Here is a 21373-nt window from a genome sequence, read left to right as displayed (position 1 = left end):
GCTGGGTCCTGCAAGAGATGAGACGGCCTATGGTGCACGGAAAGGGAAGCCGCGCACCAATGAAAAAATGTGACCGTTACAATTCGACTTGGAGGCAGGAGTGGGCGTGACTGTCACCCACCTCTCCTCCGCCCTCCGCCATGCACTCGTCATTTCGACAAATCGCTGCCGATTTACCGGCATTGCCGGCCGCCCCTCACCCCAACAGCGTCTTTTGCCGTTTGGGGCCGCCGATCTTGCGCCAGGTGTTGAAGCGATGGGTGGCAGCGGCGAAGGAGATCTTCATCTGCTGAGCGACCGAATAGCGCGACTTGCCTTCGTCGAACAGGCGATAGCAGCACTCGACGCCCTCCTCGGTCAACTTGCCGTCGGGAGCCTTGTTATGCGGATTGGCGGGATCAAATTTTTCGACCTGCTGCTCGACCAGCCCTTTCAGGCGCTGCAAGTCCGCCTCGATGTTAGCGATCAGGTCGAGAACCGGCTTGGGGTCAAACGGCTGCTGTTTTTCCAGCATCTGCGGGTTCCTTTCTCTTGGTTGAGATTCGGTTATATAGGTGAACGTTTGCCGATAGCAACGGCGATGTGTTCGGGATTTTGAAGCCTGTACCTTTGAGCATGAGTGGAGCGGGCACGATTGACCGAGGATGTGCGAAGCTTTAGTTTAGAACCGTTCTAAACTAGGGTGAATTTCTCATGCTTTCCCGCGTTTTCGGCTTCGGCCGCCGTCCCTTCGAATCGCTCTCGGAACAGGAGATCCTAGCGCTCGCCATCTCCTCCGAGGAGGATGACGGGCGCATCTATCGCGCCTATGCCGACGGGCTGGCGGAGAGCTTTCCGCAATCGGCCAAGGTGTTCGAGGAGATGGCGGAGGAGGAGGACGGCCATCGCGATTCGCTGATCGAGCTTTACCGCAAGCGCTTCGGCGAGCGCATACCGCTGATCCGGCGCGAACATGTGAAGGGCTATTACGAGCGCAAGCCGGACTGGCTGGTGAGGCCGCTCGGCATCGACCATGTGCGCAGCCAGGCCGAGGCCATGGAGCGCCAGGCCTATCTGTTCTATATTGAGGCGGCCAAACGCACAGGCGATGCGTCGACGCGAAAGCTGCTCGACGACCTGGCGATCGCAGAACAGGGCCACGAGACACTGGCGCAGCGGCTGGAGCAAAAGCATGTGCCGGGCGCGGTCAAGGACGAAGAGGCGGTGGCCGAGCAGCGCCAGTTCATCCTGACCTATGTCCAACCGGGGCTGGCCGGGCTGATGGATGGCTCGGTGTCGACGCTGGCGCCGATCTTTGCCGCCGCCTTTGCCACGCATGATACGTTCCAGACCTTTCTGGTCGGGCTTGCCGCCTCGATCGGCGCTGGCATCTCGATGGGTTTCACCGAGGTGGCTTCCGACGACGGCAAATTATCTGGCCGCGGCTCGCCGGCAAAACGCGGGCTGACCGTCGGCGTCATGACGACGCTGGGCGGGCTCGGCCATGCGCTGCCCTATCTCATCCCGCTTTTTTGGACGGCTACCATTGTCGCCGCCGTGGTGGTTTTCTTCGAGCTGTGGGCGATCGCCTTCGTACAGAACCGCTACATGCAGACGCCATTCTGGCGCGCCGCCTTCCAGGTGGTGCTGGGTGGCGCGCTGGTGTTTGCGGCAGGGGTGCTGATCGGGAATGCTTAACAGTCCTTAACCATTCACCGCCTGGCTGTCCTGAGGCGCCTCGGCGCGTTCGGTCAGGCCGTAGTCGCGCACGACATGAGCGATGCGCAAACGATAGTCCCCAAAGATACCGCCGCGCCCGGCCTTCTGCGCCTGCCGATGTTCCTGCGTGTTGCGCCAGGCCTTCACCGCATCCTCGTCGCGCCAGAAGGACAGCGACAGGATGCGGTTCGGATCGGCAAGGCTCTGGAAGCGCTCGATCGACAGGAAACCGTCGATGCCGTCGAGCAGTGGGCGCAGATCGGCGGCGATGCCGAGATAGGCATCGCGCATGCCCGCCGCCGGCTCGACCTCGAAGATGACGGCGATCATGGCTTCACCAAAGGAGCATGTGGCCCGGAGGCCAGCTTGAGGAAGATGCGGTCCTCCTTCAGAATGAATTTTTCCCGTCGGGCGAACTCGTAGTTCGCCTTGCCGGCGGGATCGGCGGCGAGCCGGGCGCGGTAGGCTTCGTAGGCCGCAAGACTGTCGATGTTGTAGGCGGCATAAGCCGTGGTGGCCGAGCCTTCGTGCGGCGCGAAATAGCCGATCAGATCTGCGCCGCAGCGCGGGATCGCCTGCCCCCAATTGCGTGCATATTCCTCGAACGCCGCCTTGCCGAACGGATCGATCTCGTAGCGGATGAAGCAGGTGATGGTCATTTTCGCCTCCTTGGCGGTGGATGTTTTCTTGCGGTCACAGTTCGAGCCGGATCGAAACGTTCCGAAGATCGATATGCTAGGCAAATTCGCTGGCCGGTCAGGTTTGCCAGAAGGATTTCGCGCATTCGCGGCGGACGTCTTCAGGTGTCAGGCCCCGCAGCAGATGATCGTCGATTTCGGGGAGGTCGAGACGCTGCAAATGACGGTCGAACCACCGCTTCAGGAGCCGCAGCCGCAAGCGGCGCAAGACAATGAACGGGAACGGCCGGCGAGCAGGCGCGGCGCCGAAAGCGATCCTTGCAGGCATCGTTGTCTCCTTGATTTGCATCGAGACTAATGCTTGTCTGACGAGGATGCTTCGATGAGGAACGAACTATGCGCGAAGGACCTGACATAGCCCGCATTGCCAGCCTCGTGGGCGATCCGGCGCGGGCAAACATGCTGTCCGCACTGATGGGCGGCACGGCACTGACGGCGAGTGAACTGGCACTCGAGGCCGGGGTGTCGCTTCCGACAGCGAGCTCCCATCTGTCGAAGCTGATGGAAGGCGGGCTGCTGACGCTGGCAAGCCAGGGACGGCATCGCTACTACGGCCTCGCCGGCCCGCAGGTAGCAGGCATGATCGAGGCGATCACCGGTGTTGCCGCTGCGGTCGGGCCGCAACGAGTGCGGCCTGGCCCTCGCGACGCGGCCATGCGCGTGGCGCGGGTCTGCTACGACCACCTCGCCGGCGAGCAGGCGGTGGCGATGCTGGACCGTCTCGTCGCTCGACAAGTGCTCCTGCGCGACGACAAGGTGATCCAGCTTGGGCCGTCGGCCGCCTCGCATTTCGCCGCGATCGGCATCGATGTCGAGGGCAAGGCGCGGCGACCGGTGTGCCGGGCCTGCCTCGACTGGAGCGTGCGGCGTTCGCATCTCGCCGGCACGCTGGGCGCCGCCATTCTCGACAAGATCCTCGCCGAGAAATGGGCGCGGCGCGAGAAGGACAGCCGTGCCGTGATCTTTTCACCGGTAGGCAAGCAGGCCTTCGAGACGACGTTTCTCGCCTGACGGCTCGCTTCAATGCGCTAGAACGGTTTCGTCGTTTCACGGAAACGCCGAACCGCTGTATCCTTTTTTTAAAGCATGTCGTTGTCGCAAACCGCTGCACATTTTTGCGCGACATGCATTAGCCGCGCTTGAGCGGCTTGGCCTGCTTGAAAAAATCCTCCCAGGGATCGGCTTGCCCAAGCCGCTTCAGCGTCGTCTTGTCGCCGATCGGAAAGGCGTTCGGCGGCAATCCGGCCTCGATTTCCGCCCAGGTCACCGGCATTGATACCGTGGCGCCTTTTTTGGCGCGCGACGAATAGGGCGCGACCGTGGTCGCGCCACGGCCATTGCGCAGATAATCGACGAATATCCTGCCGGTGCGCGCCTTCTTAGACAGCGTCGCCGTGTAGCGGTCGGGTGCGGCTTGCTCGAGCGCTCGGGCGAACTCATGGGCGAAGCCTTTGACCTCGTCCCAGTCCGCCGACGGCTTCAGCGGGACGAGGACATGATAGCCCTTGCCGCCCGAGGTCTTGACGAAATTAGGCAGGGACAGTTCGTCGAGCCGGCTGCGGATATCGAGCGCCGCGGCACGCACCGCCTTCACGTCGACACCCTCGTCGGGATCGAGATCGAAGATGATCTGGTCTGGTTTTTCCAGCTCGTCCGTGGTCGAGCCCCAGATGTGGATCTCGACGACGCCGAGTTGAACGAGGGCCACGACACCGTCGAAATCGCGGATGAACAATATCTCCTCGCCGTCGGTGGGGTCCTTCATCACGGCGATCTTGTCGTGCATGCCGGCCGAGGCATGCTTCTGGAAGAACCGTTGGCCGCCAACACCGTCCGGCGCCCGCACGAGGCTGAGCGGCCGGTTGATGACGAATTGCTTCATGCGCGGCCAGACCAGCGCGTAGTGATCGACCAGATCCTGCTTCGATACGTTCTCCTGCGGCCACAGAAGCTTGTCGGGGCGGGACAGCGTAACCGAGGTTTTCGCCGTGGCCGCGGGTTTGGCGGGCTTTGGCTTCGACTCTGCCGGAGCTGAGCGTGCTTTCGGTTTCTCCTGCACGACTTCCTCCGCCGGCTTGTCCTCGCGCAATCCCTGGAACGACGCGTGGCGTATTATACGGTCCGACGTCCAACTGCGAAACTCCACTTCGCCAACAAGTTCGGGCTTGACCCAGACCAGCCCCTTGCCCCTTGGCACCGCCCTGTCGAAGGGCGAGGTTGTCGTCTTCAGCGCATCAAGCCTCCTCTTCAGCTCGTTGGTGCTTTTGGCCGTGAAGCCGGTGCCGACGCGGCCGGCATAGCGCAGCTTGCCGCCCTCGTGATAGCCGACCAGCAGCGAGCGCAGGCCCCGCCCGGTCTTGTCCGACGGCATGTAGCCGCCGATGACGAATTCCTGGCGCGCCGTACATTTCGACTTCACCCAGGACGGGACACGGCCGCTGCGGTAGGGCGCATCGGCGCGCTTGGAGACGACGCCTTCGAGCCCCAGCCGGCAAGCATGCTCCAGCATGATCTTGCCGGGCTCGGCAAAGTGGTCGCTGAAGCGCACGGCCTGATCCTCGGCCTGTCCGGCGAGCAAAGTGCGCAGCCTTTCCTTGCGCTCGACCAGCGGCTCGGAACGGATATCCTCACCGTTGAGACGCAACAGGTCGAAAACGTAGTAGATGAAACGATCCGTACGGCCCGCCGACAGATCTTGCTGCAGCAGCGAGAATGACGACACGCCATTATCCGCCAGCACGACGATTTCGCCGTCGATGATAGCATCGGTGCATTTCAGGCCGCCAAGTGCCGCGACAATTGCGCCACCGAATTTGTCGGTCCAGTCGAGGCCGGCGCGTGTCAAAAGCCGCACCTCGGTGCCGGCAAGCTGCGCCTGCATGCGATAGCCGTCGAACTTCACCTCATGTAGCCAGTCCTTGCCGGGCGGGGCGTCCCGCTCCAGCGTTGCGAGCGCCGGTTCGATGAATTCCAGCCGCCTTGCCGCGACGGCCTTCGCTTTGCTGGCGGCCGGCCTGTCGGACTGCCAGACGCTTGGCTTCTTGCCGTCGGCGGTCTTGCCTTCGCCGACCTCTTCGATGGTCAGGCCGGATTTCACCGATTGCGGCGCCTCCTGCAAAATGTCCTCGCCCGGACGCGCGGCGGCATCGTCGGATTTGATCAGCAACCAGTTGTCACGCTTTTCGCCCGGACGCGGCTTCAGCCGCACCAGATGCCAGGCGCCATGCAATTTGTGGCCATACAGTTCGAAACTGATATGGCCTTTCTTCATCGCCCTTGCCGGGTCGCCATCGGGGACCCAAGTTCCCTCGTCCCAGACAATGACCGAGCCGCCGCCATATTGGTCCTTCGGGATAGTGCCTTCAAACGGCGCATAGTCGATCGGGTGGTCCTCGACGTGCACGGCGAGCCGCTTTTCGTGCGGGTCGAGGCTCGGGCCTCGCGTCACGGCCCAGCTCCACAGCACGCCACCATGCTCGAGACGAAGGTCGTAGTGGAGCCTGGTGGCGGCATGCTTGTGGATGACGAAGATGCCGTCCGCCACGGCTTTCTTGCCGCGCGAAACCTTGCCGGCTGGTTCGGCCGTCTTCTTGAAATTGCGCTTGGCGTGATACTGCTCGAGGCTGGCCATGGGCGGATCCTAAGCAGATTTGCGCCGGGCGGCTTTGGACTTGGCGCCTTTTCCCGGGCGTCCGGTCTTTGCCGGCGCACCGGCTTCCGACGAAAGGCTGTTCTTCAGCGCATCGAAGAGGTTGACGACGTTGGAGGGCCGTGGTTCCGCCTTGGCCTTCGGTGCCTTCTTGCCGGCCTTCTTGGCGCGGACCAGCTCGATCAGGGCATTTTCGTATTTGTCCTCGAATTCGGAAGGATCGAACGCCGCCTGTTTCTCATCGACGATGTGTTCGGCCAGCCTGATCATCTCGGCGTCGGTCTTCACCGTCTTGATGTCGCCGAACACTATCTCGGGCCTGCGAACCGTATCGCCATAGCGCAAGGTCGTCAGCAGCAGACCCTTGCCCAACGGCTCGATGACCACCGGACGTTCGCGGCGATAGAGCACAATGCGGGCTAGCCCCGCCGTCTTCTTGGCGGCCATGGCGTCGCGGATGACGGCGAAGGCCTCTTCCGAGACCTCGTCCGCAGGCGTCACATAATAGGGCGCGTCGAGATAGATCTGCTGGATCGAGGATTTTTCGATGAAACCATCGAGGCTCATCGTGTGCGAGGATTCGATCTGCACGGCTTCGATCTCCTCCTCCTCGATTTGGACGAAGTCGCCGTCGCCGATTTCGTAGCCCTTGATCTCGTCGCCTTCATCGAGCGGCTTGCCGCTTGCCGAATCGACATAGACGCGCTTGACGGTATTGCCGGTCTTGCGGTTGAGCACGCGGAATGAGACTTTCTCCGCCTGAGTGACGACATTGGTCAGTTCGACGGCGCAAGTGACCAGCGAAAGCTTGAGATACCCTCTCCAGGCCGGGCGCGGCGCCATGACAAACTCCCTGCACGACAATGTTGAACCGAGAACGGGCAAAGTCCGTTCCGGTTCCGGCGGCGCAAAAGGCAAGTCCGGGCTTTCAACCCAGCCTTGCCTTGTTCTCGCTCACTGGGCTACTCGGCGGCTTGCAGGTTGACCTTGCTTTCCGCTATCTCGGTAAGCTTGCGGTCGGTTGCCTGCTCCTCCTTGAGGTTGTTGGCCAACACATTGGCGCAGTCGCTGCGGCCCAGTTGCTTGGCCCAGGCAATCAGGGTGCCGTAACGGGTCATCTCATAATGCTCGACCGCCTGGGCGGAGGCGATCAGCGCAGCGTCGAGGACCTCCTTGTCGGCGATGTCGCCGCTGACGTCGTCGGCTTCTTCGAGAATGCCGTCGATGGCTGGGCAGTCGACCTGCTTGGCCTTCACGCCGTGCAGTTCGAACACCTGCTCGACACGCTGGATATGACCCTTGGTCTGAGCGAGATGTTTCTCAAAGCCGGCTTTCAGCTGCGGATCACTCGCCTTGTCGATCATCTTCGGCAGCGATTTCGCGATCTGTTTTTCAGCGTAATAGATGTCGCGCAGCGTGTGCACGAAGAGGTCGTCGAGGGTTTTGATATCCTTCGAAAAGAAACCCATGGCCTTTGCCTTTCCATTGCTCTTGCAGTTTCGGATTTTTTGGCTGCGGCCCACCCGAGCACCACAGCCTGCGGAGCCGGTTCGTCCCGGCACTGGGAAATCAACGTGCGGCTGACGGGCCGGTTCCTGGTTTTCCGGCCGCGTGCACGGAAATTTCGCGGTCCGGCAAAACCTGAAACAAAACCGCGCCTCTGCGACATTCAGGCGAAACATATGTGATGCAAAAGTCACACTGGACGAAATGCCGACGGATTGCATGGAAACACCGCGAATCAGCCGCATTCCAGCCATGAACAAAGGCATTTTCGACCAGAGATTAACATCGCGTTCACCGACTATTCACGCCTGGACGCTATGATCCCCGCAATTCGGAAGGGACATCCGAAGCGGGACAGGGACCGAGTAAAATGAGCTTCTGGAATCAAATCGCCGGCTATGCCGCCGCCATCCGCGAATTCGTCGCTCCGACCTATCGGCCTGAGCGCTATTATATGCGCGGCCCAGGCCCCGCCTGCGCGCGCCGTGGCAACACGCTTGGGATCAGCGTGCACTGATGATGACCACGGAAAGCCGTCACGACAGCCGGATCTGCCGGCCCGACGCCGACAACCGGTCAACGACCTATCGCGCCGAGCGCCCTGCGCTGACCGACAGACGGCGTGCGACAACGCCAAGGCCCTGACATTCCGGGCTTTGATCCAGCCGCCGGCAGGCCTAGTTTCATCTGACACCAGCTGTCAGGCGCCACGTGACCGTCAAGCCGAACCATTCTCCTGAACCGCCGGAATTCGATGCAAGTCGCCCGTTGATCGTGTTCGACGGCGTCTGCGTGTTGTGCTCGGGCTTTGTGCGCATGGTGGTGAAGCTCGACCGCAAGGGCCACTTCCATTTCGTAACGGCGCAGTCACCGTTCGGCGAGGTGCTGTTCAAGAAATACGGGCTGCGGACGGATCGCTACGAGACCAATCTCGTCATCGTCGATGGCGCGGCTTTCACCCGCCTGGACAGTTTCGTTGCCGTCATGGCCGAACTCGGCTGGCCGTGTCGGTCGGCGCGGATCCTGCTGCTGTTGCCGCGCCCGCTTCGCGACTGGCTCTACGGCCGCATCGCAAAGAACCGCTACGCCCTGTTCGGCAAGAAAGACAATTGCGAAATCCCTTCCGCCGAGGTGAGGGCAAGATTGATCGGCTAGATTCGTTGCCGTGGCCGGGAGCGGGCGGGGCATTTTGGGGGAACTGTTGGGGGAACTGCGGATGAAGGTTCTTGTCGTCGGCGGCTATGGCACCTTTGGCGGTCGCACTGTCGAGCTTTTGGAGGGCGAGCCGCATCTGATCCTCTTTGTCGCCGGGCGCTCGCTCGCCAAGGCTGACGCGTATTGCAAGAAGCGCGCCCCGACAGCAGCCCAGCTGGTGCCGGCACTGTTCGACCGTGACGGCGATCTCGCCGCGCAACTCGCTGCATTAGAGCCTGATGTTGTAGTCGACGCGAGCGGTCCGTTCCAGGCCTATGGCGAGGGACGCTATCGCCTGATCGAGGGCTGCATCGCCCGGCGCATCAACTATCTCGATCTAGCCGACGGCTCGGATTTCGTCGCCGGTGTCTCTGCGTTCGACGAGGCGGCGCGAAACGCCGGCGTCTTCGTGCTGTCCGGCGTGTCGAGCTTTCCGGTGCTGACGGCGGCAGTGGTGCGTCGCCTGTCTTCGGACCTGACGCGGGTCGACGGCATTCGCGGCGGCATCGCGCCGTCGCCCTTTGCCGGAGTCGGCGAGAACGTCATTCGGGCTATCGCCGGTTACGCCGGTCAGCCGGTGCGGCTTGTTCGTAATGGCCGTCCCGAACAAGGCCATCCGTTCACAGAGCAATTGCGCTACTCCGTCGCGCCGCCGGGCCGGCTGCCGCTTCGAAACACGCTGTTCTCGCTGGTCGACGTTCCGGACCTGCGCGCTCTGGCCAAGCTTTGGCCGGAGGCGAAGACCATCTGGATGGGGGCCGGGCCGGTTCCCGAGACGCTGCACCGCGCCCTGATCGGCCTCGCCTGGCTTGTACGCGCCGGATTGATCGGTTCGCTTTCGCCACTGGCGCCGCTGATGCATCAGGCAACGAACCGGCTGCGCTGGGGCGAGCATCGCGGCGGCATGTTCGTCGAGGTGGAGGGATCGGACCGGGCGGGCGCCATCGTCAAGCGCTCGTGGCATCTCGTGGCCGAGGGCAATGATGGGCCGCTGATCCCGTCGATGGCGGTCGAAGCGCTGGTCCGCAAAGCGCTGGCCGGACATCAGCCCGCGCCGGGCGCACGGGCGGCGATGCGCGATTTGGAGCTCCGGGATTATGAAGCCCTGTTCGCCGGGCGGACAATCTACACCGGCTTCAGGAACGGGGCGGCGGACGAGGACAAGCCGCTTTATGCCGAGCTGCTCGGTGCCGCCTGGCAAGGCCTTCCCGAGGCAATTCGGTCAATGCATGACCGTACGATCACGGCCGCAGGCCGCGCGCGCGTCGAACGCGGGCGCAATGTTCTTGGCCGGCTAATGGCCTGGACGGTCGGCTTCCCCGGGGCAAGCGAGGACATCCCGGTTCATGTCCGCTTCGACACCGACAAGGACGGCGAGACCTGGACCCGGACATTCGGCAAGCACAGTTTTTCGAGCCTACAGTCCGCAGGCCGGGGTCGATCGCAGCGCTTGCTGTGCGAATGCTTCGGCCCGCTGACCTTCGCGATGGCGCTGGTTGCAGCAGACGGCCGGCTGGCGCTGGTCTTGCGCCGCTGGAGTTTTTTTGGCCTGCCGCTTCCGATGTGGCTCGGTCCACGCTCGACTTCCTACGAAACGGTGAAGGATGGCCGCTTCCGCTTCCATGTCGAGATCTCGCATCCGCTTGCCGGCATGATCGTCCGCTACCGCGGCTGGCTGGAGCCCTCCGGCCCGCACGGCTCCAGCGAGATCGTGCCGCCTGCCAGCTTGGCCAATTCGCGACAGTCCTGCGCCGTGCACAGCGTCCAGCCCTGACCCGTTGCGCCCGAGGCGGCGAGCGCGAGGCGCCGCTGTGGCCCGACCTTGGGCGCATAGACCCACCAGCCGTTTCTCAGCACCGAGCCTTGCGGCGGCTCCATCCCGGCGCCCGATCCCTTGATGCGGGCCTCGACCAACTGCAGGCCGGACGGCAGCACCTTCCAGTCTTCCTGCCACTGGGTCTTCTCCACCGAATGCACCCAGGAGAGCGTGAAGGCAGCGACCGCGAGCGTCACCGTCTTGCCGGCCGCGACGATGCAGAGGCTCATGCTGAATTAGCCAGCGAAGCCTGCCGCGCGCGCCAGCAGTGCCAGCCGATCCAGGCAAGGGACAGCGCCCAGCCCGCCTCGTCGGTGAGCGGCAGCGCCGCAACCAGCAGCACGCCGGCGGCGAAGGCGACGAGGCGTTCCCACCAGGCCATGCGCCGGGCGAGAAATCCGACGGCCGCGGCGCCCCACAGGACGATACCCATGCAGGCTTTGACGACGATATAGGCGACCTCGACGGGATAGCCGAACTGGGCGGCGATCGGGCCGGGGTCCTGCAGCATCAGCGCCGGGGTATAGACCGCCATGAACGGCACAACGAAGCCGGCAATGGCAAGCTTGGTGGCCTGGACGCCGATCTTGAGGCCGCTTTCCTTGGCCATGGGTGCGGCGGCGAAGGCGGCCAGCGCCACAGGCGGGGTGAGATCGGCCATGATGCCGAAATAGAAGACGAACATATGGCTGACCACCAACGGCACGCCGAGCGACAGCAGCGCTGGCCCGGCCAGCGACGAAGTGATGATGTAGTTGGGAATGGTCGGTATGCCCATGCCGAGCACCAGGCAGGTGAGCATGGTCAAAAGCAGCGACAGGAACAGATTGTTCTCGCCGATCGAGATGATCCAGCCGATGAAGGTCGAGGCGATGCCGGTAAGCGTCAACGTACCGATGACGATGCCGACAATGGCGCAGGCAATGCCGACCGGCAGCGCGTTCTTTGCTCCTTCGGCAAGGGAATCCACGCATATGCGCAGCGTCTCGCGCCCGCCCTTGAAGGTGAGGCAGGCGGCGACCAGCACTGCGATGACCAGGCTGAGGATGTTGACGCCGAATTTCATGAAGGAAGCCGCGGCAAGTCCGAGCGCCAGCCAGAAGACGATGCGGAAGGCGAGAGGCCCGATCGATGCTGCCAGCGGCGTGCCGAGGATAAGCACAATGGTCAACGCCAGACCCATGGTGCCGGCGAACACCGGTGTGTAGCCGGCAAACAGCAGGTAGATCAGTGCTGCGAGAGGCAGTACCAGCGGCCAATGTTGTCTCACCGCATCCCACGGATTGGGCAGGTCGGCATTGGCCATGCCGTGCAGGCCGGCCTTGCCGGCTTCCAGGTGCACCTGCCAGAAACAGGCGCCGAAATAGAGCAGCGCCGGAATGATCGCCGCCTTGACCACAGCGGCATAGGGGATGTTCAGGGTCTCGGCCATGATAAAGGCAACCGCTCCCATCACCGGCGGCATGATCTGACCGCCCATCGACGAGGTCGCCTCGACGGCGCCGGCGAAAGCCGAGCGGAAACCGAAGCGCTTCATCAGCGGGATGGTGAACTGGCCGCTGGCCACCACATTGGCGACGCCGGAGCCGGAAATGGTGCCCATCAGCGCCGAGGACAGCACGCAGACTTGCGCCGGGCCGCCGCGCCATGAGCCGACCAGGCCAAGCGCAAAATCGTTGAACAGCGCGATCATGCCGGCGCGCTCAAGAAAGGCGGCGAAAACGACGAAGATGAAGATGTAGGCGGCCGAGACATAGATCGGCGTGCCGTAGATGCCTTCGGTACCGTAGGCGAAGGTGTCGACGAGCTGGGCGAAATCATAGCCGCGATGGATGAACGGCGGTGGCAGATGATTGCCGGCGAATGCGTAGGCGAGAAAGATGAAGGCAATGACGGCAAGCGGCAGCCCCATCAACCGCCGCGCCGCCTCGAAGACCAGCACGACCAGCACCGCGCCGACGATCAGGTCAGGCGTGGTGAGAAAGCCGGAGCGGCGGATGAGGTCGGCATAGAACACCCAATTGTACAGACCGGTGGCGAAACCAAGCAGGCCGAGCGTCCAGAACACTGCTTTCGCCGGGACGCTTTTGGCGCGCAGATTGGCGATTAGGGCAAAGCCGAGCAGCAGCAGGAAGCCGACATGCATGGCGCGTATGACCTGGCTCGGTAGGCTGCCGTAGGCGGCGATGTAGATTTGGAAGATGGAGAAGGCGATGGCGATAAAAAAAGCCGCCTTGCCAGCGATGCCTTCGCCGAAGCCAGGCGGCAATCCTTCGACAGGAGCTTCCGCTGTGGGGGAAAGAACGGTCGGGGTTGCGGTCATTAGCGGGGTTCCTGGCGGGGCGCTCCCCTCCCCGAGGGAGGTGCGAGCGAAGCTAGGCGGGTGGGGTCGGTGCGGCAGTGTACGGCCTCAACCGACCCTACCGGTCCATTCGCCTTCGGCAGCTGTTCACCTTTTCCTCAAGGGGGAGGGATGGCTCCTTACTTCACCAATCCCTTTTCCTTGTAATACCTCTCGGCGCCTGGATGCAGCGGCACTGGCATGCCGTCGAGCGCCTTGGCCGGGTCGATCGCCTTGGCGGCGGCGTGGGCAGCGGTGAGCTGGTCGAGATGCTCGAACAGCAGTTTTGTCATCTGGTAGGCGGTCTCGTCGGAGACATCGGCGCTGGTGATCAGGAAATTGCCGACGGCGGCGGTCGCAACATCCTCGGTCTGGCCCTCGTAGGTGCCCTTGGGGATGACCACGGAAAGATAGGGCGAGCCGATCTTGGCGACGTCCTCCGCCGGCACGGCAACGATGTTTACCGGCAATGAGGCGGCGAGGTCACGGATCGACGCGACCCCAAGGCCAGCCGACTGAAGCGTGGCGTCGAGCTGGCGGTTCTTGATCAGCTCCACCGATTCGGCGAAGGGCAGATATTCGATCCGCCCGAGGTCTTCGTATTTCAGCCCGGCAGCGGCAAATATCGTGCGGGCGTTGAGCTCGGTGCCTGAGGCCGGCGCGCCGACCGAAAGGCTCTTGCCCTTGAGATCGGCGAGCGTCTTGATGCCGGATTCCTTGCTGGCGACGATCTGGATGTAGTTGGGATAGATGGCGGCAATGCCGCGCAGCTTGTCGAGCTTGCCTGGGAAGCCTGCTTCGGTATTGCCTTCGGCGGCCAGCTTGACGGAATCGCCGAGCGCAAAGGCGATCTCGCCCTTGCCCTGCTGAAGCAGGTTGAGGTTTTCGACCGACGCTTTCGTCGCCTGCACCTGAGTACGCGCGCCTTCGATGCCCTTGCCGTAGATTTCCGACAGCGCGACGCCGAGCGGATAGTAGACGCCGGACGTGCCGCCGGTCAGCACGTTGATGAATTCCTGTGCCTTGACCGATACCGCGCCAAGGCCAAGCGACAGCGCCAGCACGCCGGCTGCAACAAATTTCGTCCTGAAATTGAGCATGCGATTTCCTCCCTGAAAATTCGCCGCCGTGCCCTCCTCGGCGGCACGAAGCGAGTTTAGACAGCGGGCGGGAAATGCCAACCCGCAATAGCAGCGACTAGACGAACGACTAAGCAGTGCCGCAACACGTTGGCGCTTGCGCAAGGTCGCATCGCGGCAGAAAGATTTTTCCAGCGCTTGTCGAAATCCGGCAGGGCCGCGCGACATAAGTCCGGCTCGCAACGATGCGGCCTTCGAGAAACGGGAGAAGACCATGCGATACATGCTTTTGATCTATGGAAACGAAGCGGGGATGGCAGCCGCGCCAGCAGATGCGGTGACACAGATGTCGAGCGCGTACGTCGCCTACACCGAAGCGCTGAAGAAATCCGGCGCCTGGCTCGCCGGCGACCGGCTGAAGCCGACGCAATCCGCTACCTCGGTGCGGATGGCCAATGGCAAGACCAACGTGCTCGACGGCCCCTATGCCGACACCAAGGAGCAGCTTGCCGGCTTCTATATGATCGAAGCGGAGGACGTCGACGCCGCCATTGCCTGGGCGGCGCGCTGCCCGGGCGCCAGCACCGGCACGGTAGAGGTGCGGCCGATCTGGGAACTCACCATGTGATGCCGGAATTGCCCGATACTGCGCGGGCGGCGGCGGAAGCGGCCGCCCGGCAAAGCTACGGCAAGCTGGTCGCTTATCTCGCCGCACGCACGCGCGACGTGGCCGCTGCCGAGGACGCATTGGCCGATGCCTTTGCAGCGGCGCTCGAGCGTTGGCCACAGGCGGGCGTGCCCGACAAGCCGGAAGCCTGGCTGCTGGCGGTGGCACGCAAGCGCCGCGTCGACGCGGTCAGACGGCGGCTGACACGCGAGGCGGGCCGCGACCACCTCAGACTGATCGCCGAGGAGATGGAGGCGCGCATGGCCGAGGAAGACCTGCCGGACGAGCGGCTCAGGCTCATGTTTGCCTGCGCCCATCCCGCGATTGAGGCCGGCGTGCGAGCACCGCTGATCCTGCAGACGGTCCTGGGCTTCGACGCAGCGACCATCGCCTCGGCTTTTCTTGTCTCGCCAGCCACGATGAGCCAGCGCCTAGTGCGCGCCAAGACGCGAATTCGCGAGACAGGCATTCCGTTCCGCGTGCCGGAGCGGGCCGAGCTCGGCGAGCGGCTGGGCACCGTTCTGGAAGCGATCTACGCGGCGTTTGCCGAAGGTTGGTCCGACCCGGCCGGCACCGAAACGCGGCGCCGCAATCTCGCGACCGAAGGCATCTGGCTCGGCCGTTTGATCGCCTCGCTGATGCCGGATGAGCCGGAAGCACTCGGCCTGCTGGCGCTGATGCTGTTCGCCGAGGCGCGGCGTGCAGCCCGGCGCAATGCGGCGGGTGACTATGTGCCGCTGGCCGAGCAGGATCTTGCATTGTGGGACGATACCCTGATCGATGAAGCGGAGGCGCTGCTCGGGCGCGCGGCCGCCGAGGGTGTTGTCGGCCGCTACCAGCTCGAGGCCGCCGTGCAATCCGCCCATACGACACGGCGGCTGACCGGTTGTACCGACTGGGTCGCGATCAAGGAGCTCTACGACGCGCTGTCGGTGATTGCCGGCTCGCCGGTGGTGTCGATCAACCGTGCGGTGGCGATTGCCGAGGCCGAAGGTGCTTCAGAAGGATTGGGCGCGCTTGATCAACTCAGCGGCGACAAGCGGCTGTATGACTATCAACCTTACTGGGCCGCCCGCGCGGGCCTGCTGGCCAGACTCGGCAAAGTTCCACAAGCGAGCGAGGCCTATGACCGGGCTATCGGCCTCGAACGAGATCCGGCCGTGCGCCGGTTCCTGCAGGAACGACGGGCAGGGCTCGGCCGCGCGGAAAGACACTGAGACAAGGCGGAGTGCTTAGGCCGGCCACATGTCGTGGGAAGCATTCAGCCTCTTCATCACCCGATGTTCCCGCAAATTGGCCCACAGGCGTTCGATGTTCGGCCAAGCGGTCGGAACCTTCGCGACCTCCGGATGCCAGGCCACCAGCATGACGAGATAGATGTCGGCCAGCGAGAGTTGGTCGCCGGCCAGCCAGCCGCGGCCGTCGAGGGCGGCATCGAGAATGGCGAGGCTGCGATCCATTTCCGAGACCGCCGCCTGTTTGACAGCGTCCACGCCCCGGGGATCGGTCGTGTAGCGATGAGCGTAGAAGAACCGCAGGTCAGCCGAATAGATGACGGAGGACATGAAAAACATCCAGCGCAGGAAGTCGGCGCGGTCAGCCGAACTTGCTGCGGGCGCCAGTCCTGCTTCGGGGTGGCGCTCGGCCAGCAGGATGCAGATCGCCGCCGATTCGGTCATCGAGCGTCCGTCCGGCAAGATCAGGACCGGCACCTGGTTCAAGGGGCTGATATCTAAAAAGGCCTGGTCGGGTCGGCCCTTCGGAACGTCGATCTGGTCGAAAGGCACGCCCGCCAAAGCGAGCGCCGCCTCGACGACAAAGCCGCCGGTATTGGCACGCGTATAGAGCTTGTACATAAAGTCCTCCACCTGCCGGGCAGCGACGATTGATACTGAAGTGACCCGCCGCTCAAGCGAACGACGCCCGCCACAGGTGGTTTTTCAGCGGTCCACGCCGACGCGTGATACTGAGTATTTGATGTCGGAGGGGCATCGCGAAGGATCGCTACTGATCGGTCAAAAACGCTCGTGTCTAAGCGCCCAATCCCTCGAACAGGATCGTCGAGAGATAGCGCTCGGCGAAGGAGGGGATGACGACGACGAGGTTCTTGCCCTTGTTCTCGGGCCGCGAGCCGACGACGATCGCCGCTTGCAGGGCGGCCCCCGACGAGATGCCGACCGGCACGCCTTCGAGCCGAGCGACGAGCCGTGCATTGGCAACCGAATCCTCGTTCGAGACCTTGACGATCTCGTCATAGATCGTCGTGTCGAGGATTTTTGGCGCGAAGCCGGCGCCAATGCCCTGGATCTTGTGCGGGCCTGGCTGGCCGCCCGACAGCACCGGCGAGGCTTCCGGTTCGACGGCGACGACATGCACCGAGGGCTTACGCTTCTTCAGCACCTGGCCGACGCCGGTGATGGTGCCGCCGGTCCCGATGCCGGCAACGAAGATATCGACTTCGCCATGGGTGTCGTTCCAGATTTCCTCGGCCGTGGTGCGGCGATGGATTTCCGGATTGGCCGGGTTTTCGAATTGCTGCGGAATGACAGCGTCGGGCAGCGTTGCCGCCAGCTCGTCCGCCTTGGCGATGGCGCCCTTCATGCCTTTCGGGCCTTCGGTCAGCACCAGTTCGGCACCGAGCAGAGCCAGCATCTTGCGGCGTTCGACGGACATGGTTTCCGGCATGGTCAGGATCAGCTTGTAGCCCTTGGCAGCGGCGGCAAAGGCGAGTGCGATGCCGGTATTGCCCGAGGTCGGCTCGATGAGGGTGGTCTTGCCGGGCGTAATCCTGCCCGAAGCCTCCAATGCCTCGATCATCGACACGCCGATGCGGTCCTTGACCGAGGCGATCGGGTTGAAGAATTCGAGCTTGGCCAGCAGATTGGCGACGACACCCTTCTCCCTGGCGAATTTATCAAGCCGCACCAGCGGCGTGTCACCGATTGTCTCGGTGATCGAATTGTAGATGCGGCCGCGGCCGGGCACGTGTGTGGGGGTGGCGGGCTTGTTCATTGATTTCCTCCCAGAGGTAAAGCGGCAAGAGTCGCGCGGGCATAGGATAGAGCCATCCACCGCGCAAGATAGGCTGTCGATCGAAAAATATCCGAGTGAAGTTCGTGCTGAGTACCCCCGCCTTTGCAAGGCGTGGCAATCCTTGGGCGGATTGGCGAAAGAGATCTATTGGCGGGCGGCAATTGCCGCCGCCGCGCCGACCATAAAGCCGGCGGCGGTGCGGTTGAGTGCCCTCAGCGCCCGCGGCGACTTCAGGAACCAGCGCGCCTTGGCCGCCAGCGCCAGATAGGGCACCAGCACGACGAGCAGGACGACGATGGTGAGCGCGACGAGGATGCCGTAATCGGCCAGCGTGATCGTCTTCAGATCGACGATGGTCGGGGTGATGGCAAGATAGAAGATCATCGTCTTCGGATTGCCGAGCGTGACGGCAAGGCCGGCTACAAAGCTGGATGCCAAGCCGCCCTTGCCTTTCTTCGCCTCCACCGTTTCGGGCGTGATGCCGCTCGTCCAGAAACGCCAGCCAAGAAAGGCGAGGTAGGCGACGCCCAGCCATTTGATGGCCAGGAAGACCATGCCGAAAGTCTGTGCGACGAAAGCCAGGCCGAGCACCACGGCAGTGAGATAGGTCAGGTCGCCGAGCATCAGCCCGAACGACATGGCCAGCGACGAGTGGAAGCCGGAACCCAGAGCACGCGCAACAAGCGCGGTGACGCCTGGGCCGGGGATGGCCGCGGCGATGCCGAGGGCAGCACTATAGGCGAGGAACCCGGTGAGTGTCACGATTGGCGCTTGTCGCACAATGTTGAAGTTGGGTGAATTCCCTCGGGCCGGATTCGATTGCGCCAGCGCAGCAGGCGACACCGCCGTTCAGGAGCGGCCGTCTTCGTAGGTAACGCGCCAGATGGTGCCGTTACCGTCCTCTGTGACGATCAGGGAGCCATCCTTGGCCATCGCGACACCGACCGGGCGGCCCCAGACGGCGTCGTTCGAGATGACGAAGCCGGTCATGAAGTCCTCATATTCGCCTGTCGGCTTGCCATCCCTGAATTTGAGCCTCACCACCTTGTAGCCGGTCCTAGCGTCACGGTTCCACGAACCATGCATGGCGACGAAGGCGTCACCCTGATAATCCGCCGGGAAGTTCTTGCCGTCGTAGAAGGCTATATTCATCGGCGCCGAATGCGCCTGCATCAATACATCGGGGACAGTGGCCTTGCCGGCGAGGTCTGGCCGCTCGCCCTGATGGCGCGGATCCTCGTTATTGCCGATGTAGTACCAAGGCCAACCATAGAATCCGCCGTCCTTGACCACCGTTGCAAATTCGAACGGCACATTGTCGCCGAGTTCGTCGCGCTCATTGACGACGCACCACAATGCGCCGGTGGCGGGCTGCACGGTCATGCCCGTACAGTTGCGCAGGCCAGTGGCGACAGTTCGGGGATTTTTCCCATCCGGGTCAAAGGCGAGCACATCGGCACGGCCGTCCTCGGAGCCCCAGGCCGCCCCGAGCGGCTTTGATTTGGCCCAGGCGTCGAGACCGCTATCCGGCTCCTTGCCTATATCCTCGGCTACATTCGAGGCGGAGCCAACCGACAAATAAAGCGTTTTGCCGTCCTGCGAGAAGGCGATGTCGCGGGTCGTGTGACCACCCGACGGGATTTGGGCGACAATGGTTTCTGGTTTACCGGATGTCTTCAGGTCGCCATCGCGATAGGGGAAGCGGACGATGCTGTCGCTGTTCGCGACATAAACCCATTGCGGTTTGTCTCCTGGCGGATAGAAGGCGATGCCGTAGGGATAATTGAGCCCCTTGGCGAAGATCGCTTTCTCGATGGGCCTGGCGCTGCCCTCGGCGAGACGATAGACGCGTATTTGGTCGGCATGGCTGTTGGCAACAAACAGGTCGCCATTCGGAGCGACGCGCACGACACGTGGATTGACGATGCCGGATGCGATCATTTCAGCCGAAAAGCCCGACGGCAATTCTGGCTTGGCGCTTTCGGGCCGTTCCGCCACGCCGGCGCCGTTCGAAGCGGATTGGGCGGGGTCGGCTGCCGGCATGTCTCGCGGCCCAATCAGGCGTCGGACGCCAGGCCTGTCGGCGTGCCAATCGCCAAACGCGGCTTCGCCTTTGAGCACATTCTGGTCCGCCTGCTGGGCGGCTGCCGGTGTCGCAACAAGGAGGGCAGCGGCCAAGGCCGCAAAGCCGCCAGGTCGGATCATCAACGTCCTCCGGGATTCGCCTCGAACAGGGGCAAACGGCATCAGGCATTGATCGTTCCAAGCGGCCGTCCAGCACACGAGGATTTGAAGCCGAACCCGTTCAGTTGCCAGAGGCGTAAAAGTCGTCGTCGAGGCGCTTTTCCAGCGCGACCAGATCGGCCGGCAGCGGTAAACCCATCGCCCGCATCTCTTGCAGCTTCTCGCGCAACTGCTCTTGTACCTCGTGCTGATCCTCTGGCTGGTTGATCATTTCTTCGAGCAGCAGACTGATCTGGGCCTTGAACGATTCCAGCGCCATTCTTTTCTCCTCCTTGCGGCAGGCCCGCGGCGGCTCCTAGCTCAGCATGCGCGAAATCAGCTGCGCCGTATAGTCGACCATCGGTACTATGCGCGCATAATTCAGCCGCGTCGGCCCGATGACGCCGAGCGCACCGACGACACGCGCGTCCTTGTCGCGATAGGGTGCCACCACCAGCGAGGAGCCAGACAGCGAAAACAGCTTGTTTTCCGAACCGATGAATATGCGCACGCCTGGGCCTGCCTCGGCGAGGTCGAGAAGCTGGATCAGCCCATCCTGCGTCTCCAGATCCTCAAACAGATGCCGCAGCAATTCTATGTCGGCCTGGGCAGTGACGTTTTCCAGGAGATTGGCGCGACCGCGCACGATAAGCCGCCCAGGCACGCCGCTTTCAGCGCCTGCCCAGACCGCCAGGCCCTTCTCGACCAGATCCTGCGACAGCGTGTCGAGGGCCGCCCTGGTCTCTTCCTTGATGCGGGCGATCTCGACCCGCGCCTCGGCCAGGGTGCGACCGCGGATATGGGCGTTGAGGAAGTTAGAGGCTTCGTGCAATTGCGAGATGGTGATGCCGGCGGGCAGATCGATGACGCGATTTTCGACGTCGCCGTTCTGCGAGACCAGCACGGCCAGCGCCTTGGTCGGCTCGAGCTGGATGAATTCGATGTGCTTAAGCGCCGCCTCATTCTTGGCGGCGAGCACGAGGCCGGCGCCGCGCGACATGCCGGACAGCATCTGGCTGGCCTCGGTCAGCATATGCTCCAGCGTCGCGCCCGAGCCGGAGGCGCGCACCTGGGCCTCGATGGTGCGGCGCTCCTCGTCGGAGAGGTCACCAAGTTCCATGAAAGCATCGACGAAGAAGCGCAGGCCTGCCTGGGTCGGCAGCCGGCCAGCCGAAATGTGCGGCGCATAGATCAGGCCGAGATGCTCAAGGTCGCTCATCACGTTGCGGATGGTGGCCGGCGACAGCGACGACGGCAGGATGCGCGACAGGCTGCGCGAACCGACCGGCTCGCCATCCCTCAAATAGGAATCGACGATGCGCCGGAAGATGTCGCGCGAACGCATGTCGAGCGATTGAAGCGCGGGCGATTGCAGCGCGTGCGAGGGGAGCACGTGCGACTGCAAACCGGGATCGACTGCCTTTGTCATTTCGAGCCAAAACCTCCGCCCCGAAGATATAGACTTCCGC

The 21373-nt window shown here is 63.2% G+C and carries 23 protein-coding genes; 7 read left to right on the top strand and 16 right to left on the bottom strand.

Annotated features, from left to right (window positions below; genetic code table 11):
- Positions 1–196: 196 nt before the first annotated feature.
- Positions 197–514 carry a hypothetical protein gene (locus NKH33_RS24225; protein ID WP_352451855.1) on the bottom strand — a complete coding sequence of 106 codons (318 nt, stop codon included), beginning with the start codon at positions 512–514 and terminating at the stop codon, positions 197–199.
- 179 nt (positions 515–693) lie between these two features.
- Between NKH33_RS24225 and mbfA the strand changes: the two genes are divergently transcribed.
- Positions 694–1677: an iron exporter MbfA gene (gene mbfA / locus NKH33_RS24220; protein WP_352921817.1), complete on the top strand. Its 984-nt coding sequence runs from the start codon at positions 694–696 to the stop codon at positions 1675–1677.
- A 6-nt stretch (positions 1678–1683) separates the two neighbouring features.
- Here the strand turns inward: mbfA and NKH33_RS24215 are convergent, their stop codons facing one another.
- The 3 genes from NKH33_RS24215 to NKH33_RS24205 all read right to left on the bottom strand — a co-directional run bounded on the left by NKH33_RS24215 (position 1684) and on the right by NKH33_RS24205 (position 2664).
- The gene (locus NKH33_RS24215) at positions 1684–2028 is read right to left on the bottom strand and encodes an antibiotic biosynthesis monooxygenase family protein (RefSeq protein ID WP_352921815.1); all 345 of its coding nucleotides are present in this window, start codon (positions 2026–2028) and stop codon (positions 1684–1686) included.
- The gene (locus tag NKH33_RS24210) at positions 2025–2357 is read right to left on the bottom strand and encodes an NIPSNAP family protein (protein ID WP_023679000.1); all 333 of its coding nucleotides are present in this window, start codon (positions 2355–2357) and stop codon (positions 2025–2027) included. The genes NKH33_RS24215 and NKH33_RS24210 overlap by 4 nt, the downstream gene beginning before the upstream one ends.
- Before the next feature lie 97 nt (positions 2358–2454).
- Positions 2455–2664, bottom strand: coding sequence for a DUF1127 domain-containing protein (locus NKH33_RS24205; protein ID WP_352921812.1), 210 nt, complete (start codon positions 2662–2664; stop codon positions 2455–2457).
- Positions 2665–2732: 68 nt separating this feature from the next.
- Here NKH33_RS24205 and NKH33_RS24200 point away from each other — a divergent pair, with 68 nt between their 5' ends.
- Entirely contained in the window at positions 2733–3407 is a 675-nt protein-coding gene (locus NKH33_RS24200) for an ArsR/SmtB family transcription factor (protein WP_352619956.1), read from the top strand.
- A 118-nt stretch (positions 3408–3525) separates the two neighbouring features.
- Here the strand turns inward: NKH33_RS24200 and ligD are convergent, their stop codons facing one another.
- The 3 genes from ligD to NKH33_RS24185 form a co-directional block, all read right to left on the bottom strand.
- Entirely contained in the window at positions 3526–6027 is a 2502-nt protein-coding gene (gene ligD / locus NKH33_RS24195; RefSeq protein ID WP_352921810.1) for a DNA ligase D, read from the bottom strand.
- 9 nt (positions 6028–6036) lie between these two features.
- Positions 6037–6888, bottom strand: coding sequence for a non-homologous end joining protein Ku (gene ku / locus NKH33_RS24190; RefSeq protein WP_352921808.1), 852 nt, complete (start codon positions 6886–6888; stop codon positions 6037–6039).
- 119 nt (positions 6889–7007) lie between these two features.
- The gene (locus NKH33_RS24185) at positions 7008–7514 is read right to left on the bottom strand and encodes a YciE/YciF ferroxidase family protein (protein WP_352540023.1); all 507 of its coding nucleotides are present in this window, start codon (positions 7512–7514) and stop codon (positions 7008–7010) included.
- A 407-nt stretch (positions 7515–7921) separates the two neighbouring features.
- On the opposite strand from NKH33_RS24185, the gene NKH33_RS24180 reads away from it, so the two are divergent.
- The 3 genes from NKH33_RS24180 (at position 7922) to NKH33_RS24170 (ending at position 10519) form a co-directional block, all read left to right on the top strand.
- The gene (locus NKH33_RS24180; protein ID WP_023718851.1) at positions 7922–8068 is read left to right on the top strand and encodes a hypothetical protein; all 147 of its coding nucleotides are present in this window, start codon (positions 7922–7924) and stop codon (positions 8066–8068) included.
- Positions 8069–8262: 194 nt separating this feature from the next.
- The gene (locus NKH33_RS24175; RefSeq protein ID WP_352473583.1) at positions 8263–8706 is read left to right on the top strand and encodes a thiol-disulfide oxidoreductase DCC family protein; all 444 of its coding nucleotides are present in this window, start codon (positions 8263–8265) and stop codon (positions 8704–8706) included.
- A gap of 61 nt (positions 8707–8767) precedes the next feature.
- Positions 8768–10519, top strand: a complete 1752-nt coding sequence (locus NKH33_RS24170) for a saccharopine dehydrogenase family protein (protein ID WP_352921806.1) — start codon at positions 8768–8770, stop codon at positions 10517–10519.
- Here NKH33_RS24170 and NKH33_RS24165 read toward each other — a convergent pair.
- The 3 genes from NKH33_RS24165 to NKH33_RS24155 all read right to left on the bottom strand — a co-directional run bounded on the left by NKH33_RS24165 (position 10408) and on the right by NKH33_RS24155 (position 14002).
- Positions 10408–10791, bottom strand: a complete 384-nt coding sequence (locus NKH33_RS24165; RefSeq protein ID WP_352451865.1) for a DUF1850 domain-containing protein — start codon at positions 10789–10791, stop codon at positions 10408–10410. The genes NKH33_RS24170 and NKH33_RS24165 overlap by 112 nt on opposite strands.
- The gene (locus NKH33_RS24160; protein WP_352921804.1) at positions 10788–12884 is read right to left on the bottom strand and encodes a TRAP transporter permease; all 2097 of its coding nucleotides are present in this window, start codon (positions 12882–12884) and stop codon (positions 10788–10790) included. Before NKH33_RS24160 ends, NKH33_RS24165 begins: the two co-directional genes overlap by 4 nt.
- 158 nt (positions 12885–13042) lie before the next feature.
- A complete protein-coding gene (locus tag NKH33_RS24155) occupies positions 13043–14002 on the bottom strand; it encodes a TAXI family TRAP transporter solute-binding subunit (RefSeq protein WP_352921801.1) in 960 nt (319 codons plus the stop codon).
- 253 nt (positions 14003–14255) lie between these two features.
- Between NKH33_RS24155 and NKH33_RS24150 the strand changes: the two genes are divergently transcribed.
- Together NKH33_RS24150 and NKH33_RS24145 are read left to right on the top strand one after the other, a co-directional pair.
- Complete coding sequence (locus NKH33_RS24150) at positions 14256–14609, top strand: YciI family protein (RefSeq protein WP_023718846.1); 354 nt, start codon at positions 14256–14258, stop codon at positions 14607–14609.
- The gene (locus tag NKH33_RS24145) at positions 14609–15865 is read left to right on the top strand and encodes an RNA polymerase sigma factor (RefSeq protein WP_352473579.1); all 1257 of its coding nucleotides are present in this window, start codon (positions 14609–14611) and stop codon (positions 15863–15865) included. Before NKH33_RS24150 ends, NKH33_RS24145 begins: the two co-directional genes overlap by 1 nt.
- A gap of 15 nt (positions 15866–15880) precedes the next feature.
- On the opposite strand, the gene NKH33_RS24140 is transcribed toward NKH33_RS24145, so the two are convergent.
- From NKH33_RS24140 to hrcA, 6 genes are all read right to left on the bottom strand, one after another.
- Positions 15881–16504, bottom strand: a complete 624-nt coding sequence (locus NKH33_RS24140; RefSeq protein ID WP_352921800.1) for a glutathione S-transferase family protein — start codon at positions 16502–16504, stop codon at positions 15881–15883.
- A gap of 175 nt (positions 16505–16679) precedes the next feature.
- A complete protein-coding gene (gene cysK / locus NKH33_RS24135) occupies positions 16680–17660 on the bottom strand; it encodes a cysteine synthase A (RefSeq protein ID WP_023718844.1) in 981 nt (326 codons plus the stop codon).
- Between the two features lie 165 nt (positions 17661–17825).
- On the bottom strand, positions 17826–18443 hold the full coding sequence (locus NKH33_RS24130) for a LysE family translocator (RefSeq protein WP_352614746.1): 618 nt from the start codon (positions 18441–18443) through the stop codon (positions 17826–17828).
- 87 nt (positions 18444–18530) lie between these two features.
- Positions 18531–19886, bottom strand: coding sequence for a PQQ-dependent sugar dehydrogenase (locus NKH33_RS24125; protein ID WP_352921798.1), 1356 nt, complete (start codon positions 19884–19886; stop codon positions 18531–18533).
- 100 nt (positions 19887–19986) lie between these two features.
- Positions 19987–20184, bottom strand: coding sequence for a hypothetical protein (locus NKH33_RS24120; protein WP_023678983.1), 198 nt, complete (start codon positions 20182–20184; stop codon positions 19987–19989).
- Between the two features lie 36 nt (positions 20185–20220).
- Complete coding sequence (gene hrcA, locus NKH33_RS24115; RefSeq protein ID WP_502893799.1) at positions 20221–21333, bottom strand: heat-inducible transcriptional repressor HrcA; 1113 nt, start codon at positions 21331–21333, stop codon at positions 20221–20223.
- Positions 21334–21373: the final 40 nt, after the last annotated feature.

The sequence above is a fragment of the Mesorhizobium sp. M1182 genome, from assembly GCF_040318335.1.
Lineage (GTDB): Bacteria > Pseudomonadota > Alphaproteobacteria > Rhizobiales > Rhizobiaceae > Mesorhizobium.
This window is presented reverse-complemented; position numbering and strand designations above follow the sequence as displayed.